Origin of the sequence: Bosea sp. 685, assembly GCF_031884435.1 — a bacterium.
Lineage (GTDB): Bacteria > Pseudomonadota > Alphaproteobacteria > Rhizobiales > Beijerinckiaceae > Allobosea.
Genome location: NZ_CP134779.1, coordinates 5,814,446 through 5,830,081, shown reverse-complemented (window position 1 = coordinate 5,830,081; position 15,636 = coordinate 5,814,446). Strand labels below are relative to the sequence as shown.

The window sequence follows — 15,636 nt, the reverse complement described above, 5'->3', positions numbered from 1 at the left end:
GGACCTCATCGGCAATTCCTATCGTTTTGGCAAGAAGACGGCAAACAATCAGGTCGCAAGGCGATCCAGGGAGGTTACGATGACGTCATTGACCCGCCGTACGGTGCTGCGCACGCTTGCCGCGACGCCGGCCATTCCCCTCATCGGCATGCCGCATATCGCGCGCGCCGCCGAGATCGAATTGAAATACGGCAACAACCTGCCGCTCAGCCATCCCTTGAACGTGCGCGCCGCCGAGGCTGCCGAAGAGATCAAGGCGAAGACCAACGGCCGGGTCGAGATCAAGATCTTCCCCAACAACCAGCTTGGCGGCGACACCGACATGCTGAGCCAGGTCCGCAATGGCGGCATCACCTTCTTCACGCCTTCAGCACTGGTGATCGCGACGCTGGTGCCTGTCGCCGCGATCAATGCGGTGGGCTTCGCCTTTGCCGATTACGACCAGGTCTGGAAGGCGATGGATGGCGCGCTCGGCGCCCATGTCCGCGCCGCGATCGCCAAGGTGAACCTCTTCGCCTTCGAGAAGATGTGGGACAACGGCTTTCGCCAGATGACGACGTCAGGCAAGCCGATCGAGACCGCCAAGGACATGGCGGGCCTGAAGATCCGCGTGCCGGTGAGCCCGCTTTCGATCGCGATGTTCAAGGCGCTGGAGGCCGCACCCGCCAGCCTGCAGTTCAGCGAGGTCTATTCCTCGCTCCAGACCAGGATCGTCGACGCGCAGGAGAACCCGCTGCCGATCATCCAGGTCGCCAAGCTCTATGAGGTGCAGAAGAACTGCGCCATCAGCAACCACATCTGGGACGGCTTCTGGTTCATCGCCAATGGTCGCGCCTGGAACGCCCTGCCGGCCGACGTCAGGACGATCGTCAGCGACGCCATCAACGAGGCCGGCGTCAGGCAGCGCGCCGATATCAAGGGCCTGAACGAGACGGTCCAGGCGGATCTGCAGGCGAAGGGCCTCGCCTTCAACAAGACCAATCCCGACTCCTTCCGCGCCAAGCTGCGCGAGGCCGGCTTCTACAAGGATTGGCAGGGGCGCTTCGGGGAGGAGGCTTGGGGGCTGCTCGAAGGCGCTGTCGGCAAGCTGGCTTGAGGCCGGTGCGTCGCGCGGTCGAGCCGATGGAGGATCCCGTCATGCACGGACATGCGACGCTGTCGCCTGCGCCTGTCCCCGAGAATGGCATTGCGCATCTCGCCGGCAAGCTCGACCGCCTGGTCGGCGGCCTCGTCGAGGCCGTGGCGGCCGCGCTCGTCCTGGTCGAGATCGCCATCCTCGGGGCGGGCGTGACGGCGCGCTATGTCTTCCACAGGCCCTTGATCTGGTCGGACGAACTGGCCTCGATCCTGTTCCTCTGGCTCTCGATGCTGGGCGCGGTCGTAGCCCTCCGGCGCGGCGAGCATATGCGCATGACCGGCCTCGTCAGCCGTGTCGGGCCAGGGGCGCGCAGCCTACTGGAGGCGCTCGCGATCACCGCCTCGATCGCCTTCCTGCTGATGATTTTGCCCCATGCGCTGGAATATGCCGAGGAGGAAAGGTTCATCGTCACTCCGGCGCTGGAGATCACCAATGCCTGGCGCGCGGCGGCGATTCCCGTCGGCATGGGGCTGATGCTGCTGGCGGCGTGTTTCCGGCTGCTGCGTTTCGGCTCGCTCAAGCCCTTATTGCTGGCGCTCGGCCTCACAGTTGCCCTCGTGCTGCTGTTCTGGCTTGTCGGCCCCATGCTGAAGCCGCTCGGCAAGCTCAATCTCGTGGTCTTCTTCGTCGGGGTGGTGGCGCTCAACGTCTTCTCCGGCGTGCCGATCGCCTTCTCCTTCGCGCTCGCCACCTTCGGCTATCTCGCGCTCACCACCGCGACGCCGCTGATCGTCATGGTCGGGCGGCTCGACGAGGGCATGAGCCATCTCATCCTGCTCGCGGTGCCGCTCTTCATCTTCCTGGGCGCGCTGATCGAGATGACCGGCATGGCCAGGGCGATGATCCAGTTCCTCGCTTCGCTGCTCGGCCATGTCCGCGGCGGCCTCTCCTATGTGCTGGTCGGGGCGATGTATCTCGTCTCCGGCATTTCGGGCTCGAAGATCGCCGACATGGCCGCGATCGCACCGGTGCTCTTCCCGGAGATGCAGAAGCGCGGCGCCAAGCCCGGCGATCTCGTCGCCCTGCTCTCGGCGACAGGCGCGCAGACCGAGACGATCCCGCCCTCGATCGTGCTGATCACCATCGGCTCCGTGACGGGCGTCTCGATCGCTGCGCTCTTCACCGGCGGCATGCTGCCCGGTGTCGTGCTCGGCGCTGCGCTCTGCTTCGTGATCTGGTGGCGCTATCGCGGCGAGGATCTCAGCCATGTCGCGCGCTATTCAAAGCGCGAGATCGGCAAGCTCGCTTTGGTCGCGCTGCCGGCCGTCTCGCTGCCCTTCGTCATTCGCGCCGCGGTCGTCGAGGGCGTGGCGACGGCGACCGAGGTCTCGACCATCGGCATCGCCTATTCCGTCGTGATGGGGCTTCTGGTCTACCGCCAGTTCGACTGGCGCCGGCTGCCGCGCATGCTGGTCGACACCGCCTCGCTGACGGGTGCAATCATCTTCATCGTCGGCTGCGCCACGGCCATGGCCTGGGGCCTGACCCAATCCGGCTTCTCGCAGGATCTGGCGAAGATCATGGCGGCCGTGCCCGGTGGAACCTGGGGCTTCCTGGCGATCTCGATCGTCGCCTTCATCATCCTCGGCAGCGTGCTGGAGGGTATCCCGGCGATCGTGCTGTTCGGACCGCTCCTGTTTCCGATCGCCAAGCAGGTCGGCGTGCATGAGGTGCACTACGCCATGGTGGTGATCTTCGCGATGGGCATCGGCCTCTTCGCGCCGCCTTTCGGGGTTGGCTATTACGGCGCCTGCGCGATCAGCAAGATCAATCCCGATGAGGGCCTGAAATACATCTGGGGCTACATGCTGGCCCTGCTGATCGGCCTCGTTGTGGTCGCCGCCGTGCCGTGGATCTCCACCGGCTTCCTGAAATTCTGATCCTTCACCGCTCTTCGAACGCGAGGCATTCCCATGAGCCGCTTCTTCGGCCAGATCCGCCAGGCTGGCTATGTCGTCCCCGATATCGAGGCGGCGATGGACTACTGGAGCCGTGTCCTTGGCGTCGGGCCGTTCTTCTACAACCCGAAGGTTCCGATCAAGAATTACCGCTACAAGGGCGAGCGCTACGAGCCGCATAATTCGGTCGCGCTGGCCAATTCCGGGCCGCTCCAGATCGAACTGATCCAATGCCGCAACGACGTGCCCTCGATGTATCGCGACTTCACCCAGGCCGGGCATAGCGGCCTGCAGCATGTCGCCTACTGGACCGACAGCTACGACGCCGATCTCGAACGCCTGATCGGGCAGGGCTTCAAGCCGGTGATGTCAGGCGAAGTCGGCGAGCGCGGCCGCTTCATCTATTTCGACACGCATTACCATCCCGGCACCGTGATCGAGCTGTCGGAGGTCGCCGGCCCCAAGGGCGAGATGTTCCGCCTGATTCGCGAGGCCTCGGAAGGCTGGGACGGCAAGGATCCCGTGCGTCCATTCCCCGATCTCAGCAAGCTCTGAGGGCGGGACGGCGAGGCGGCGCCTTCCCCGTCATTGCGGGCGCGGCGGAGCAATCCTGCGTCTCGCAGGCGGTTCCCCGGATTGCTTATTCGGCTGCGCCTCCGTGTAATGATGGCAGGCCGAACAATGGCAGGCCCAACGATGGATCGACGAGATGACCAGCGAACGCTTCGAGGCGACCTATCTGATCGAGACACCGCTCGATCCGATGAAGGTGGCGCAGGTGATGGCGGGCGAGCAGTCGAGTGGCACCTTCACCCGCGTCGCCGGCGAGACCGACGAATTGCGCGAGCGGGCGAGCGCCGTCGTCATCAAGGTCGAGGAGCTTGAAACGATCGCCACGCCGAGCCTGCCTAATGCCTGGCTCGCCCGCAAAGGCGTCTCCGGCCCCTGGCGGCGGGCCCGCGTGGCGATCTCGTTTCCGGTCGACAATGTCGGCGCCAATCTGGCGACCCTGGCTGCGATCGTCGCGGGCAATCTCTATGATCTCGGCGAGGTCACGGGCCTCAGGCTCGACACGATCACGCTGCCCGCCTCCTTCCGGGCTCGCTTCCCGCTGCCGAGCCAGGGCATCGCTGGGACGCGCCGGCTGACGGGTGTTCCGCAGGGTCCGCTGGTCGGCTCGATCATCAAGCCCAATGTCGGGCTGAGCGTGGAGGAGACGGCGGCGCTCGTTGCCAAGCTCTGCGAGGCGGGGCTTGATTTCATCAAGGATGACGAGATCTCGGCCGATCCCGTCCATGCGCCGCTGGCGCAACGCGTGCCGGCGGTGATGGCCGCCGTGCGCCGCCATCAGGATCGCACCGGCAAGGCGGTGATGGTCGCCTTCAATATCACCGACGAGACCGACGCGATGCGCCGCCATGCCGATCTGGTGGCGCGCGAGGGCGGTACCTGCATCATGACGAGCCTGAACTGGTGCGGGTTCTCTGCCATGGAGACGCTGCGCCGCTCGACCGATCTCGCCGTGCACGGCCATCGCAACGGCTATGGCGCGCTCTCGCGCCATCCCATGCTCGGTATCTCCTTCCAGGCTTATCAGACGCTCTGGCGGCTCGCCGGCGTCGATCACATGCATGTCCACGGCTTGCAGGGCAAATTCGCGCAGGAAGACGAGGAGGTCGTCTCCTCCGCCAGGGATTGCGTGACGCCGTTGAGCGCGGGCATCGATGACCGCGTCATGCCGGCTTTCTCTTCGGGCCAATGGGCCGGCACGGCCCAGCCGACCTGGGATGCGATCGGCCATTCCGACCTGCTCTTCATGGCCGGCGGCGGCATCCTCGCCCATCCCGGCGGGCCGACGGCCGGCGTGGTCAGCATCCGGCAGGCCTGGGACGCCGTGGCGGCCGGCATTTCGCTGGAGGACGCTGCCAGGACGCAGGGCGAATTGCGGCAGGCGCTCGATTTCTTCGGCAAGCTTGCTGGTTGAGGCCCTGATGGCAAACCCATCGCCGCTCTATGGCTGGTATGGCGACGATTTCACCGGCGCGACCGACACCTTGTCGGCGCTGGCGGAGCAGGGGCGGCGTGCGCTGCTGTTCCTGCGGATTCCGACGCCGGAGCAACTGAGCGCTGCAGGTCCGCTCGACGCCATCGGCATAGCCGGGGCGACCCGCTCGATGGAACCGGTCGCGATGGCAGCCGAGCTCGACGAGGCCGGCCGCTTCTTCGCCGGGCAGGGCGTCGCGTTGCTGCACTATAAATGCTGCTCGACCTTCGACAGCGCGCCACTTATCGGCAGCATCGGCGCCGCGGTGAAGGCGCTGCGCCCCTATTTTCAGAGTCCGTTCCTGCCGATCCTCGGCGGCCAGCCCAATCTCGGCCGCTACTGCCTGTTCGGAAACCTCTTCGCCGCGGCCGGCATCGGTGGCGTGGTCCACAGGATCGACCGCCATCCGACGATGAGCGTCCACCCGGTCACGCCGATGGCGGAGGCGGATCTGCGCCGGCATCTCACGGCGCAGGGGTTGGAGCGGGTCGCCCTGCTCGACTATCGCAATTGGGAGGACGGGGCGGAGGCTGCACTCGCCGCCTGTCTCGCAACCGAGCCTGGCGCAGTCCTGCTCGATGTCGCCCGCGCTTCCGATCTCCCGGTCATCGGCAAGCTGATCGCGCAGCGGGCGCAGGCGCAGCCGATGCTTGCCGTCGGCCCGAGCTCTGTCGCCCAGGCGCTGGCGGGCCTGTGGGGTGTCCAGGAGGAAGCCGTAGCGAGGACTGTTCCGCTGCGGCGCGATGGTCCCGTGCTGGCGCTGGTTGGCAGCCTTTCGCCCGTGACCCGGGGGCAGGTCGAGGTGGCGACGGGCTTTGCCAAGCTGGCGATCGAGCCGCGCAGGCTTCTCGATGATGCAGCCTATGCCGAGGCGCTGCGGCAGGAGGCGCTCCGGCGATTGGCGGAGGGCCATGTCATGTTGATCACCGAGCGTCCGTCGCAGGCTCCGGAGAATGCCGGCGGCGTCGCGGCGGCAACCGGCCTGCTGTTGCGCGACATCATTGCGCAAGCGCGCCTGTCCCGGCTCGTCGTGGCCGGTGGCGACACATCGAGCCTTGCCGTCAAATCGCTCGACATCTGGGGGTTGTCCTATCGCGGTCCGCTGGCTTCGGGCGCGCCGCTCTGCCGGACACATAGCGATGACCCTCGTCTGGACGATCTCGATATCGTCCTGAAGGGCGGCCAGATGGGGCCGGTCGATTTCTTCGCGAGAGCGACCGCCGGCTGATCGCAAGAGCATTTTCAAGCGAAGTGGCATCCGGTTCGCCTGAAGAAAATGCGTCAAAACAAGAGACTAGAGATGCTTTTCGAATCCATCGGATCGGAAAGCATCTCTAGGAGGCCTCTTATTCGGCTTCGGCCGTGATGGTCTCGTCCTGCTCATGCAGAACGGTGCGGTCGAGTTTCGGCGTCATCGTGTCGAGCAGCGGCAAGGCGGCTGCGCCGAGCGCCGCGGTGAGCCTGCCGGTCGCGCCGCGCTGCACGCGCGGCACGCTGCGGCCCGACCGGTTCGAGACCGAGACGGCCAAAGGCGACATCGCCTCGATCAAGGCGTCGATGACGCCATCGGGCAAGCCGCCACCCAGGATGATGGTCTCCGGGTCGAACAGGTTTTCCAGCATCACCAGCATCGGCGCGAGCAGCCGGGCCGCTTCGGTGATCCAGCCCAGCACGGCGGGGTGCCCGGCCAGATGCAGCTGCGCGACCTCGTCGGGGCCGGCATGCGCAATCCCGGCGGCGCGCAGGGCCTCGCTCAACGCATGCGTCGAGGCATAGCGTTCGAGGCAGCCCTGGCCGCCGCAGGCGCAGGCGAGCCCGTTCTGGACGACCGGGATATGGCCGATCTCGCCGGCATTGCCGAAGGCGCCGCGATAGGGCTGCCCGCCGATGATGGTGCCGAGCCCCAGGCCCGCGCCGAAATAGACCAGGCAGAAATGCCGCAGATTCCGCCCCAGCCCGTGCAGATGCTCGCCGACGGCAGCTGCCGTCGCGTCGTTCTCGATCGTGACGGGTGTCTGCAGTGCCAATGACAGGAGCCGGCCGGCATCGTGCCCGGCCCAGCCCGGCAGCGGCGATGAGCCGACAGAGTTCATCCCCTCGATCTCGAAGGGGCCCGGCATCACCACCCCGCAGCCGAGCAGGCGGCGCGGCAATCCCGCCCCGGTGCGGGCAAGGGCGAGTTCGGCAGCGGCGAGCGCCTGCACGGCCTCGAGCGCGGAATCGCCTAATGGCACGATGCGCTGCGCCCGGACTGCACCGGCGAGATCGACCAGGACGGTGGTGATATGGTCGGCTGCGATCTCCATGCCGGCGGTCATGCCGCCATCGGCATTGACCGCGAGCTCCATCGGCGGCTGGCCGCGCGCCGTGCGCCGGCGCCCCTGCTCGATCAGGAACCCTTCGCCGACCAGTTCCGCGACGATGTTCGAGACGGCCTGCGCCGTCAGCCGCGTCAGGGCGGCGATGTCGGAGCGGCCGAGCCGGCCGTGCTGGCGCACCGTTTCCAGCACCACGCGGCGGTTATGGCTGCGCGTTCGCTCGGGATTGGTGCCGACGGCGACGCTGCGGGACGGGGGAGAGCGGCGGTGAGGCATGATGGGCCAGTGCTTGTTGAGATCGACAGGCTGCGCTTTCGATTAATCCAACTCAAGTGAATTAATCGATTGACAGGATGGTGGGGCTGGAGCGAGCATGACGGTTGCGCGTCTTGAATGCCGAATTTGAGGGCAAGGGCACAGGCGTCGTCACGACAGGGGAGAGGATCATGCGCGGCTTTCGAGGAATGCTGTTGGGTCTGCTGGTTTCGTTCGGTGCCGTCACCGGCGCGGCGGCTCAGACCGTCGAGATCGAATACTGGCAATATGTCTTCGACGCTCGCATCAAGGCGATGAACGAGCTGATCAAGCGGTTCGAGGCTGCCAATCCCAATATCAAGGTCAAGCACACGACCTTCCCCTATGCCGACTACCAGACCAAGATCGCGGCTGCCGTCCCTGCTGGTCAGGGGCCGGATGTGGTGCAGCTGTTCTATGGCTGGCTCGACAATTTCGTCGCCGCCAAATTCATCCAGCCGCTGCCGCGCGACGCCTTTCCGCCGGCGATGATCGAGAAGGAATTCTATCCGATCGTCTCCGCGATGAAGCGCGATGGCGAGTATTACGGCCTGCCGACCGCGGTGCGCTCGCTGGCGTTATTCTACAACAAGAAGCTGTTCCAGGAGGCTGGTCTCGATCCGACCAAGCCGCCGGCGACGATCGACGAACTCCTCGACATGGCCAAGAAGACGACCAAGCGCGACGCCGCCGGCAACATGCTCTCGGCTGGCATCACGCTCGATTTCCCCGGGCAGGACTATCATTGGTGGCGCGAGACGCTGCTGCGCCAGAATGGCGGCGCGCCCTATAGCGATGACAATAGGAAGGTCACCTATGACAGCGAGGCCGGCGCCAAGTCCCTGAACTGGTATGCCGATCTCCAGCGCGTCCACAAGGTCGGCCAGGTCGGCTTCATGGATGAAGGACAGGCCGCCTTCCGCGCCGGCCGCGCCGCAATGACCATCGACGGCTCGTTCCGGCTCGGCGGGTTCGGGGCGATCAAGGCCTTCGAGTGGGGCGTCGCCGAACTGCCGGCGGGCGCCGACGGCAAGAAGGCGAACTTCGCCAGCTACTGGGTCAACGCCATCACCGCCAAGCCCACCGGCGAGAAGCTTGAAGCCGCCAAGAAGTTCATGGCCTTCGTCACCTCGCCCGAGGCGATGCAGCTCTGGCTCGAGACTGTCGGCGAACTGCCGGCCCGCAAGGCCGCGGCCGAGACCGAGAAGAACCTGAACCACCCGATCTACGGGCCCTTCCTCAAGGCGCTGAATTATTCCTACGCCACGGTCTTCGTCGACGAGATGGGCCAGCGCCAGGTCTCGCTCGACATGATCAACCGCGTGCTGATCCAGAACCAGGACGCCAAGGCCTCGCTCACTGATGCGGCCAAGGCCGAGCAGGCGATCCTCGACAAGTTCTACAAGAAGTAGGGGCGAGTTTCCTCGGAACCGCATCGTCATTCCGGACAAGCGGCGAAGCCGCGCCGATCCGGAATCCATCCTAGAGCTCCGGAACCCTCCGATGGATTCCGGGCCTCCGCTTCGCTCCACCCGGAATGACGTGGCGGGGCGACCGAAAACTAGAGTTCAGATCTCGTCGCGATGAGCATGCCAATCCAACAGGAAACCTCCGGCGGCCGCTTTTGGGGCGGGCTCTCCCTGCGCCGGAAGCAGGTCGTCTGGGCCTGGGCCTTCCTGGCCGTCCCGATCCTGTTCTACGCGCTGATCCGCTTCTACCCGACGATCGAGGCGTTCTATCTGTCGACGACCAATTGGAACCTGTTCTCCAAGCCCGGCTTCGTCGGATTGGCGAACTTCCAGCGGCTCTGGGCCGATGTCGTGTTCTGGCAGGTGTTCCGCAATACCGTGCTCTATCTCGCCATCGGCACGCCGGTGAGCCTGATCCTGGCCTTCACCATCGCCTATCACCTCGACCGCGTCCGCTTTCTGCATGGCTTCATCCGGGCGCTCTATTTCCTGCCCTTCCTGACGACGGCGGCGGCCATGGCCTGGGTCTGGCGCTGGTTCTACCAGCCGGTGCCGATCGGCATGATCAACGATCTGCTCTCAAGCTTCGGCCTGCCGCAGCAGCCCTTCCTGCGTTCGACCAGCCAGGCTCTGCCCTCGGTGCTGGCGCCGGCGATCTGGGCGGGCTTAGGCTTCCAGGTGGTGATCTTCCTCGCCGGCCTGCGCGCCATCCCCAACACCTATTACGAGGCGGCCCGCATCGACGGCGTCTCCAATCTGACGATCCTGCGCCGGATCACGATTCCCCTGTTGAAGCCGACGATCATCTTCCTCGTCGTGTTCTCCTCGATCGGCTTCCTGCGCATCTTCGACCAGGTCTACAACATGACGAGCGGCGATCCCGGCGGGCCTTTGAACGCCACCAAGCCGCTGGTGCTGATGATCTACCAGACCGCCTTCTCGTCCTTCGAGATGGGCTATGCGGCGGCGCAGACGGTGGTGCTCTTCCTCGTCCTGCTCGCCGTCTCCTTCCTGCAATTGCGCCTGCTGAGGGACCGCTAATGCCCGCGTTGTCCCTTACCATGCCCAACCGTTTCCAACCCGGCCGCGTCGCCATCTGGCTGCTGCTGCTCGCGGGCGGCCTGGTGATGATCACGCCGCTGCTCTTCATGTTCTCGACCTCGCTGAAGGACGCCTCCGAGGTCTATGATCTGAGATTGGTGCCGGCCCATCCGACGCTCGACAACTATGTCACGGTGCTGTCCGACGGCCGCTTCCTGCGCTGGTTCGGCAATTCGCTGGGCATCGCCACGGCGGTGACGCTGTCGAACGTCTTCTTCGACAGCCTGGTCGGCTACACCCTGGCGAAATTCCAGTTCCGCGGGCGCTACATCGTCTTCCTGGCGATCCTCTCGACCCTGATGATCCCGACCGAGATGCTGGTCATTCCCTGGTATGTCATGGCCCGGAATTTCGGCTGGCTCGACACCTATTGGGGCATCATGTTCCCGGGCATGATGACGGCCTTCGGCACCTTCCTGATGAAGCAGTTCTTCGAGACGGTGCCCGACGACTTCCTCGAAGCCGCCCGCATCGACGGGCTCAACGAATTTTCGATCTTCTGGCGCATCGCCATGCCGCTGGTGACGCCGGCGCTCTCGGCGCTCGCGATCTTCACCTTCCTGAGCAACTGGACGGCCTTCATCTGGCCGCTGATCGTGACCACCAGCAAGGAACTCTACACGCTGCCCGTCGGTCTCTCGAGCTTCGCCGTGGAGTCGCAGATCCAGTGGGAGCTGATCATGACGGGCGCGGCGCTCGCGACGCTGCCGACGCTGACGGTCTTCCTCGTGCTGCAGCGCTACATCGTGCGCGGCGTGGTGATGGCCGGCCTGAAGGGTTGATCCGATGAGCAGACATGCAGATCCGCGCCTGAGCGACACCTCCGTCTTCCCCGATCCCGTCTACAAGGAAACGGTGCTGCGCCCGCTCTTCGACGGTGCCAAGACGCATCATGTCGAGGCTTTCCGCGCCATCGACCGCGCTCATCTCGTCATGCTCGCCGAGACCGGCATCTTGCCGCGCGCGACCGCCGGCCGGATCGCTAGGGCGCTGGGTGAGATCGATGCGGAGATCGATCCGGCCGCGTTGAGCTATACCGGCGAGGTCGAGGATTTCTTCTTCCTGATCGAAGCGGAGTTGCGCAAGCGGCTCAGCCCCGACGACACCGGCCGCCTGCACACCGGCCGCTCGCGCAACGACATCGACCATACCTTGTTCAAGCTGGCGCTGAAGCCGCGCCTCGACCGGCTTGCGGCCAGGCTGCGCGCGCTGATCACCGCGACGCTGGCCCTGGCCGAGCGCGAGAAGGCGACGCTGATCGTCGCCTACACCCATGGCCAGCCGGCCCAGCCGACGACCTTCGGGCATTATCTGGCGGCGGCCATCGAGGTGATGCTGCGCGACCATGAGCGATTGATGCAGGCGCGCGCATTGCTCGACCTTTCGCCGATGGGTGCGGCCGCGATCACCACCTCCGGATTCCCGCTCGACCGGGCCCACATTGCTCATCTCCTGGGTTTCGCCGCGCCGCTGGAAAACTCCTATGGCTGCATCGCCGCGATCGACTACGTCACCGCGACCTATAGCGCGGTCGAACTCACCTTCCTGCATCTCGGCCGGTTGATCCAGGATCTCCAGGTCTGGACCGCCTTCGAGGTCGGCCAGCTCTACGTGCCCAATGCCTTCGTGCAGATTTCCTCGATCATGCCGCAGAAGCGCAATCCGGTGCCGATCGAACATCTGCGCCATCTCTCTTCGCAGGCGATGGCGCGCGCCCGGCTGGTCAGGGACGTCGTCCACAACACCCCCTTCACCGACATGAACGACGCGGAGGCTGAGACCAACGAGGCCGGCTACCAGGCCTTCGCGACCGGCGAGCGCGTGCTCGATCTGCTCGCCGCGCTGCTGCCATCGATGAGCGTCGACGGCCGCCGTGTCGCCGAGAACATCCGCCGCTCCTGCATCACCATCACCGAACTCGCCGATACGCTGGTGCGCCGCGAGGGGCTCTCCTTCCGCGCCGCGCATGAGATTGCAGCCAGCGTCGCGCGCGCCGTCGTCGCGCTCGACGGCGATCTGCCGCGCGATGGCTATGCCCCCTTCCTCGAGGCCTTCCGCCATCACACCGGCCGTGAGCCGGCGCTGACGGCAGGCGATTTCGCGGGCGTGGTCTCACCGGAAAACTTCGTCGCGGTGCGCGAGCGCTTCGGCGGGCCGGGACCGCAGGCGCTGGGCCAGGCGCTGGCGGGCTATCGCGCCAAACTCGATGCGGCTGATGGCGCTGCGGCCGATATCGCCGCGCGCGAACAAGCCGCGCGGCAGGAACTCGACGCGGCCTTCGCCGCCCTGATGGAAACGACGTAATGGCGGGTATCGAACTTCAAGGGCTGGTCAAGCGCTATGGCGCGACGCAGGTCGTTCACGGCATCGACCTCACCGTCGCCGATGGCGAGTTCGTCGTCTTCGTCGGCCCCTCCGGCTGCGGCAAGTCGACGACCTTGCGCATGATCGCCGGGCTTGAGGACATCGACGGCGGGCAGATCAGCATCGGCGGCAGGGTCGTGAACCGGCTGGAGCCGAAGGATCGCAACATCGCGATGGTGTTCCAGAACTATGCGATCTACCCGCATATGAGCGTTGCCGAGAATATCGGCTTCGGCCTCCATACCGCCAAGCTCGACAAGGCCGAGAAGCGCAAGCGGGTCGAGCAGGTCGCCGGCATTCTCGGCCTGGAGCCGTTGTTGGAGCGCAGGCCCTCGGCCTTGTCCGGCGGCCAGCGCCAGCGCGTCGCCATCGGCCGCGCCATGGTGCGCGACCCCACGGTCTTCCTCTTCGACGAGCCGCTCTCCAATCTCGACGCGCAATTGCGCGCGCAGATGCGGCTGGAGATCAAGCGCCTGCATCAGCGGCTCGGCACCACCATCGTCTTCGTCACGCATGACCAGGTCGAGGCAATGACGCTCGCCGATCGCATCGTCGTGATGCGCGACGGCCGCATCCTCCAGGTCGGCGCGCCGATGGAGCTCTATGAGAAGCCCGCCGATGTGTTCACCGCCCGCTTCATCGGCTCTCCGACCATGAACGTCCTGCCCGGCCGCGTGGCGACTGAGGCCGGCATCGCGACGCTTGCTCTGGGCGAGAAGCCCGTCGTTTTGCCCGCCACCGTCGGCACGGTGCCAACGGATGTCCTTGTCGGCGTCAGGCCGCAGCAATTGCGCGTTCTGGCGGGCGACGAGCCGGCCGATCTCGTGCTGACCGGCACTGTCGCGGTGATCGAGCCGCTCGGCTCCGAGACTTTCGTCCATGTCGAGTTCGGTGGCGGGCTGATCCTGGCCTCGGCTCCCGCCAAGTCGCCCCCGGTTGTCGGCGCGGCCGTGCGGCTCGGCGCACCCGTGGCCGCCTTGACGCTGTTCGATGCCGCAAGCGAGCGCGCGCTATGAAAGACGGACGCAATCTCGTCCTCAGCATCGGCCGACTCTATTGCGATCTCGTCTTCCGGGGATTGGAGGCGCTGCCCAGGCTCGGCGAGGAGCGCTTCGCCAAGGAGGTTTCGGTCGTGCCCGGCGGCGGCGGCTTCATCACGGCGGCCCATCTGGCGTCGCTGGGCGAGCGGGCGGCTCTGCTCGCGCGCATTGGAACCGATCCCTTGTCGGAGGTCATCGCACCGGCTTTGCAGCAGAGCGGCGTCGATCTGCGCTGGCTCGAGCGGGCGCCCGACGCCGGGCCGCAACCCACCGTGGTGATGGTGCAAGCAGGCGAACGCGCCTTCCTGTCCCGCCGGGCCGGCAAGGCGCGGCCAACCACCCTCGAAGCTGCCCTGGCGGATGCCGAGGCGCGCCATCTGCACATCGCCGAATTCGCGACGCTCGCCGAGAGCCCGGAACTGGTCTCGCTCGCCAAGCTCGCAGGCCTCACCGTCTCCCTCGATCCGAGTTGGGACGACGCCTTGATCCACGATCCCGATCTCGTCCTGCGCTCGACCGGCACCGATATCTTCCTGCCCAATGCCGCCGAGGCCCGGGCGATTGCCGGCTGCGAGGATCTCGACCAGGCGGGCCGCCGGCTCGCCCGTCATTTCCCCGTCGTCGTCATCAAGGATGGTGCGGCCGGTGCGAAACTGTTCCAGCGCGAGCAGAGTTTGAACCTGCCCGCTCCACAGGGCGGCCCGGTTCTCGATACCACCGGCGCGGGCGATGCCTTCAACGCTGGCTTCATCGCGGCCTGGATTGCGGGCCATCCGCCAAGCCAGGCCCTTGCCGAGGGGATCGCGTGCGGGACGCTGTCCGTCCAGGGGGTGGGCGGCGCCGGCGTGCGGCTCGCTCGCGGCCGGGTCGCCGATATCAGCAAGACGCTGCTCGAGGAGCATGGTCGCATCGATGCCTGAAGCGCTTCTGACGAGCGAGGCCGCCGAGGCCGCACGGGTCGCCGAAAGGCAGATCACGGGCAATGCGGCGGTCATGGCAGAGCTTGGCGAGCGCTTGCGCCGGCAAAGGCCCGCCTTTGTCGCCAGCTGCGCGCGCGGCTCGTCGGACCATGCCGCGACCTATGGCAAATACCTGATCGAGCGGACGCTGGGCTTGCCGGTGGCGTCGCTCGGCCCGAGCCTCGCCTCAGTCTATGGCGGCAAGCTCGATCTCTCCGGCGCGCTGTTCATCGCCGTCTCGCAATCCGGCCACAGCCCCGACGCCTTGCGCTTGACCGAGGCTGCCAAGCGCGGCGGCGCGCTGGTGGTCGGCTTCATCAATGACGAGGCTTCGCCGCTGGCCGGCCTGGTCGATGTGCTGATTCCGTTGCGGGCGGGGCCGGAGAAAAGCGTCGCCGCGACGAAGAGCTTCCTCGCCACCTGCATCGCCTTCCTTCATCTCACGGCGGCCTGGAGCCAGGACGAGGCGCTCGTCACTGCCTTGGAACAGGCGCCGCGACTGCTCACTGAGGCGGGCGGTTGCGACTGGTCGCCCATGTTCGCAGGGCTGAAAGATGCCGCCAGCCTCTATGTGATCGGTCGTGGCCTCGGCCTGGGTATCGCGCAGGAAATGGCGTTGAAGTTCAAGGAGACCTGCCGCATCCACGCCGAGGCCTTCAGCGCCGCCGAAGTGCTGCATGGGCCCTTGGCGCTGGTCGGCCCCGGCTTCCCGGCGATCGTGCTCGATCCGGCCGATGAGGGGCGCGACAGCACCTTGTCCGTCGCGGCGGCGCTCGCGCGTTTCGGCGCCGAGATCGCCTATGCCGGACATGGCCCGGATGTCGGTACGGCCCTGCCGATGCCGCCTGACGTCTCTCCCGCGCTCGCCCCGCTGGTCCAGGCGCGGGCTTTCTATGGCGGCATTGCCGCGCTTGCGGTCGCGCGCGGGCTCGATCCCGACAATCCCCCGCATCTCAACAAGGTGACCCGGACGCTCTGAGCCGGATCGGCTGCGCATGGAACAGTTCCGGC

General features: G+C 66.2%; 13 protein-coding genes. 12 read left to right on the top strand and 1 reads right to left on the bottom strand.

Annotated elements, in window-relative coordinates; translation table 11 throughout:
* Nucleotides 1-79 precede the first annotated feature (79 nt).
* From RMR04_RS28405 to RMR04_RS28385, 5 genes are all read left to right on the top strand, one after another.
* Complete coding sequence (locus RMR04_RS28405) at nucleotides 80-1,096, top strand: TRAP transporter substrate-binding protein (RefSeq protein WP_311911862.1); 1,017 nt, start codon at nucleotides 80-82, stop codon at nucleotides 1,094-1,096.
* Nucleotides 1,097-1,137: 41 nt separating this feature from the next.
* A complete protein-coding gene (locus tag RMR04_RS28400; protein WP_311911861.1) occupies nucleotides 1,138-3,018 on the top strand; it encodes a TRAP transporter large permease in 1,881 nt (626 codons plus the stop codon).
* Between the two features lie 33 nt (nucleotides 3,019-3,051).
* The gene (locus RMR04_RS28395; protein WP_311911860.1) at nucleotides 3,052-3,591 is read left to right on the top strand and encodes a VOC family protein; all 540 of its coding nucleotides are present in this window, start codon (nucleotides 3,052-3,054) and stop codon (nucleotides 3,589-3,591) included.
* 154 nt (nucleotides 3,592-3,745) lie between these two features.
* Nucleotides 3,746-5,020 (top strand): ribulose-bisphosphate carboxylase large subunit family protein, encoded by a 1,275-nt coding sequence (locus RMR04_RS28390; protein ID WP_311911859.1) that lies wholly within the window; start codon nucleotides 3,746-3,748, stop codon nucleotides 5,018-5,020.
* A gap of 7 nt (nucleotides 5,021-5,027) precedes the next feature.
* The gene (locus tag RMR04_RS28385; protein WP_311911858.1) at nucleotides 5,028-6,308 is read left to right on the top strand and encodes a four-carbon acid sugar kinase family protein; all 1,281 of its coding nucleotides are present in this window, start codon (nucleotides 5,028-5,030) and stop codon (nucleotides 6,306-6,308) included.
* Between the two features lie 118 nt (nucleotides 6,309-6,426).
* On the opposite strand, the gene RMR04_RS28380 is transcribed toward RMR04_RS28385, so the two are convergent.
* Nucleotides 6,427-7,674, bottom strand: a complete 1,248-nt coding sequence (locus tag RMR04_RS28380) for an ROK family transcriptional regulator (RefSeq protein ID WP_311911857.1) — start codon at nucleotides 7,672-7,674, stop codon at nucleotides 6,427-6,429.
* Nucleotides 7,675-7,844: 170 nt separating this feature from the next.
* Between RMR04_RS28380 and RMR04_RS28375 the strand changes: the two genes are divergently transcribed.
* The 7 genes from RMR04_RS28375 (at nucleotide 7,845) to RMR04_RS28345 (ending at nucleotide 15,604) form a co-directional block, all read left to right on the top strand.
* Nucleotides 7,845-9,104, top strand: a complete 1,260-nt coding sequence (locus tag RMR04_RS28375; RefSeq protein ID WP_410492165.1) for an extracellular solute-binding protein — start codon at nucleotides 7,845-7,847, stop codon at nucleotides 9,102-9,104.
* A 177-nt stretch (nucleotides 9,105-9,281) separates the two neighbouring features.
* A complete protein-coding gene (locus RMR04_RS28370) occupies nucleotides 9,282-10,202 on the top strand; it encodes a carbohydrate ABC transporter permease (protein ID WP_410492299.1) in 921 nt (306 codons plus the stop codon).
* Nucleotides 10,202-11,044 carry a carbohydrate ABC transporter permease gene (locus tag RMR04_RS28365; RefSeq protein ID WP_311911855.1) on the top strand — a complete coding sequence of 281 codons (843 nt, stop codon included), beginning with the start codon at nucleotides 10,202-10,204 and terminating at the stop codon, nucleotides 11,042-11,044. Before RMR04_RS28370 ends, RMR04_RS28365 begins: the two co-directional genes overlap by 1 nt.
* Nucleotides 11,045-11,048: 4 nt before the next feature.
* Complete coding sequence (locus RMR04_RS28360) at nucleotides 11,049-12,566, top strand: argininosuccinate lyase (RefSeq protein WP_311911854.1); 1,518 nt, start codon at nucleotides 11,049-11,051, stop codon at nucleotides 12,564-12,566.
* Entirely contained in the window at nucleotides 12,566-13,642 is a 1,077-nt protein-coding gene (locus RMR04_RS28355; RefSeq protein ID WP_311911853.1) for an ABC transporter ATP-binding protein, read from the top strand. Before RMR04_RS28360 ends, RMR04_RS28355 begins: the two co-directional genes overlap by 1 nt.
* A complete protein-coding gene (locus RMR04_RS28350) occupies nucleotides 13,639-14,586 on the top strand; it encodes a carbohydrate kinase family protein (protein WP_311911852.1) in 948 nt (315 codons plus the stop codon). Before RMR04_RS28355 ends, RMR04_RS28350 begins: the two co-directional genes overlap by 4 nt.
* Entirely contained in the window at nucleotides 14,579-15,604 is a 1,026-nt protein-coding gene (locus RMR04_RS28345; protein ID WP_311911851.1) for an SIS domain-containing protein, read from the top strand. The genes RMR04_RS28350 and RMR04_RS28345 overlap by 8 nt, the downstream gene beginning before the upstream one ends.
* Nucleotides 15,605-15,636: the final 32 nt, after the last annotated feature.

Coding starts and splice junctions, on each gene's coding strand:
- RMR04_RS28405 (WP_311911862.1), top strand. CDS start 80: ATGACGTCATTGACCCGCCGTACGGTGCTGCGCACGCTTGCCGCGACG.
- RMR04_RS28370 (WP_410492299.1), top strand. CDS start 9,282: ATGCCAATCCAACAGGAAACCTCCGGCGGCCGCTTTTGGGGCGGGCTC.
- RMR04_RS28365 (WP_311911855.1), top strand. CDS start 10,202: ATGCCCGCGTTGTCCCTTACCATGCCCAACCGTTTCCAACCCGGCCGC.
- RMR04_RS28380 (WP_311911857.1), bottom strand. CDS start 7,674: ATGCCTCACCGCCGCTCTCCCCCGTCCCGCAGCGTCGCCGTCGGCACC.
- RMR04_RS28385 (WP_311911858.1), top strand. CDS start 5,028: ATGGCAAACCCATCGCCGCTCTATGGCTGGTATGGCGACGATTTCACC.
- RMR04_RS28390 (WP_311911859.1), top strand. CDS start 3,746: ATGACCAGCGAACGCTTCGAGGCGACCTATCTGATCGAGACACCGCTC.
- RMR04_RS28355 (WP_311911853.1), top strand. CDS start 12,566: ATGGCGGGTATCGAACTTCAAGGGCTGGTCAAGCGCTATGGCGCGACG.
- RMR04_RS28395 (WP_311911860.1), top strand. CDS start 3,052: ATGAGCCGCTTCTTCGGCCAGATCCGCCAGGCTGGCTATGTCGTCCCC.
- RMR04_RS28350 (WP_311911852.1), top strand. CDS start 13,639: ATGAAAGACGGACGCAATCTCGTCCTCAGCATCGGCCGACTCTATTGC.
- RMR04_RS28400 (WP_311911861.1), top strand. CDS start 1,138: ATGCACGGACATGCGACGCTGTCGCCTGCGCCTGTCCCCGAGAATGGC.
- RMR04_RS28360 (WP_311911854.1), top strand. CDS start 11,049: ATGAGCAGACATGCAGATCCGCGCCTGAGCGACACCTCCGTCTTCCCC.
- RMR04_RS28345 (WP_311911851.1), top strand. CDS start 14,579: ATGCCTGAAGCGCTTCTGACGAGCGAGGCCGCCGAGGCCGCACGGGTC.
- RMR04_RS28375 (WP_410492165.1), top strand. CDS start 7,845: ATGCGCGGCTTTCGAGGAATGCTGTTGGGTCTGCTGGTTTCGTTCGGT.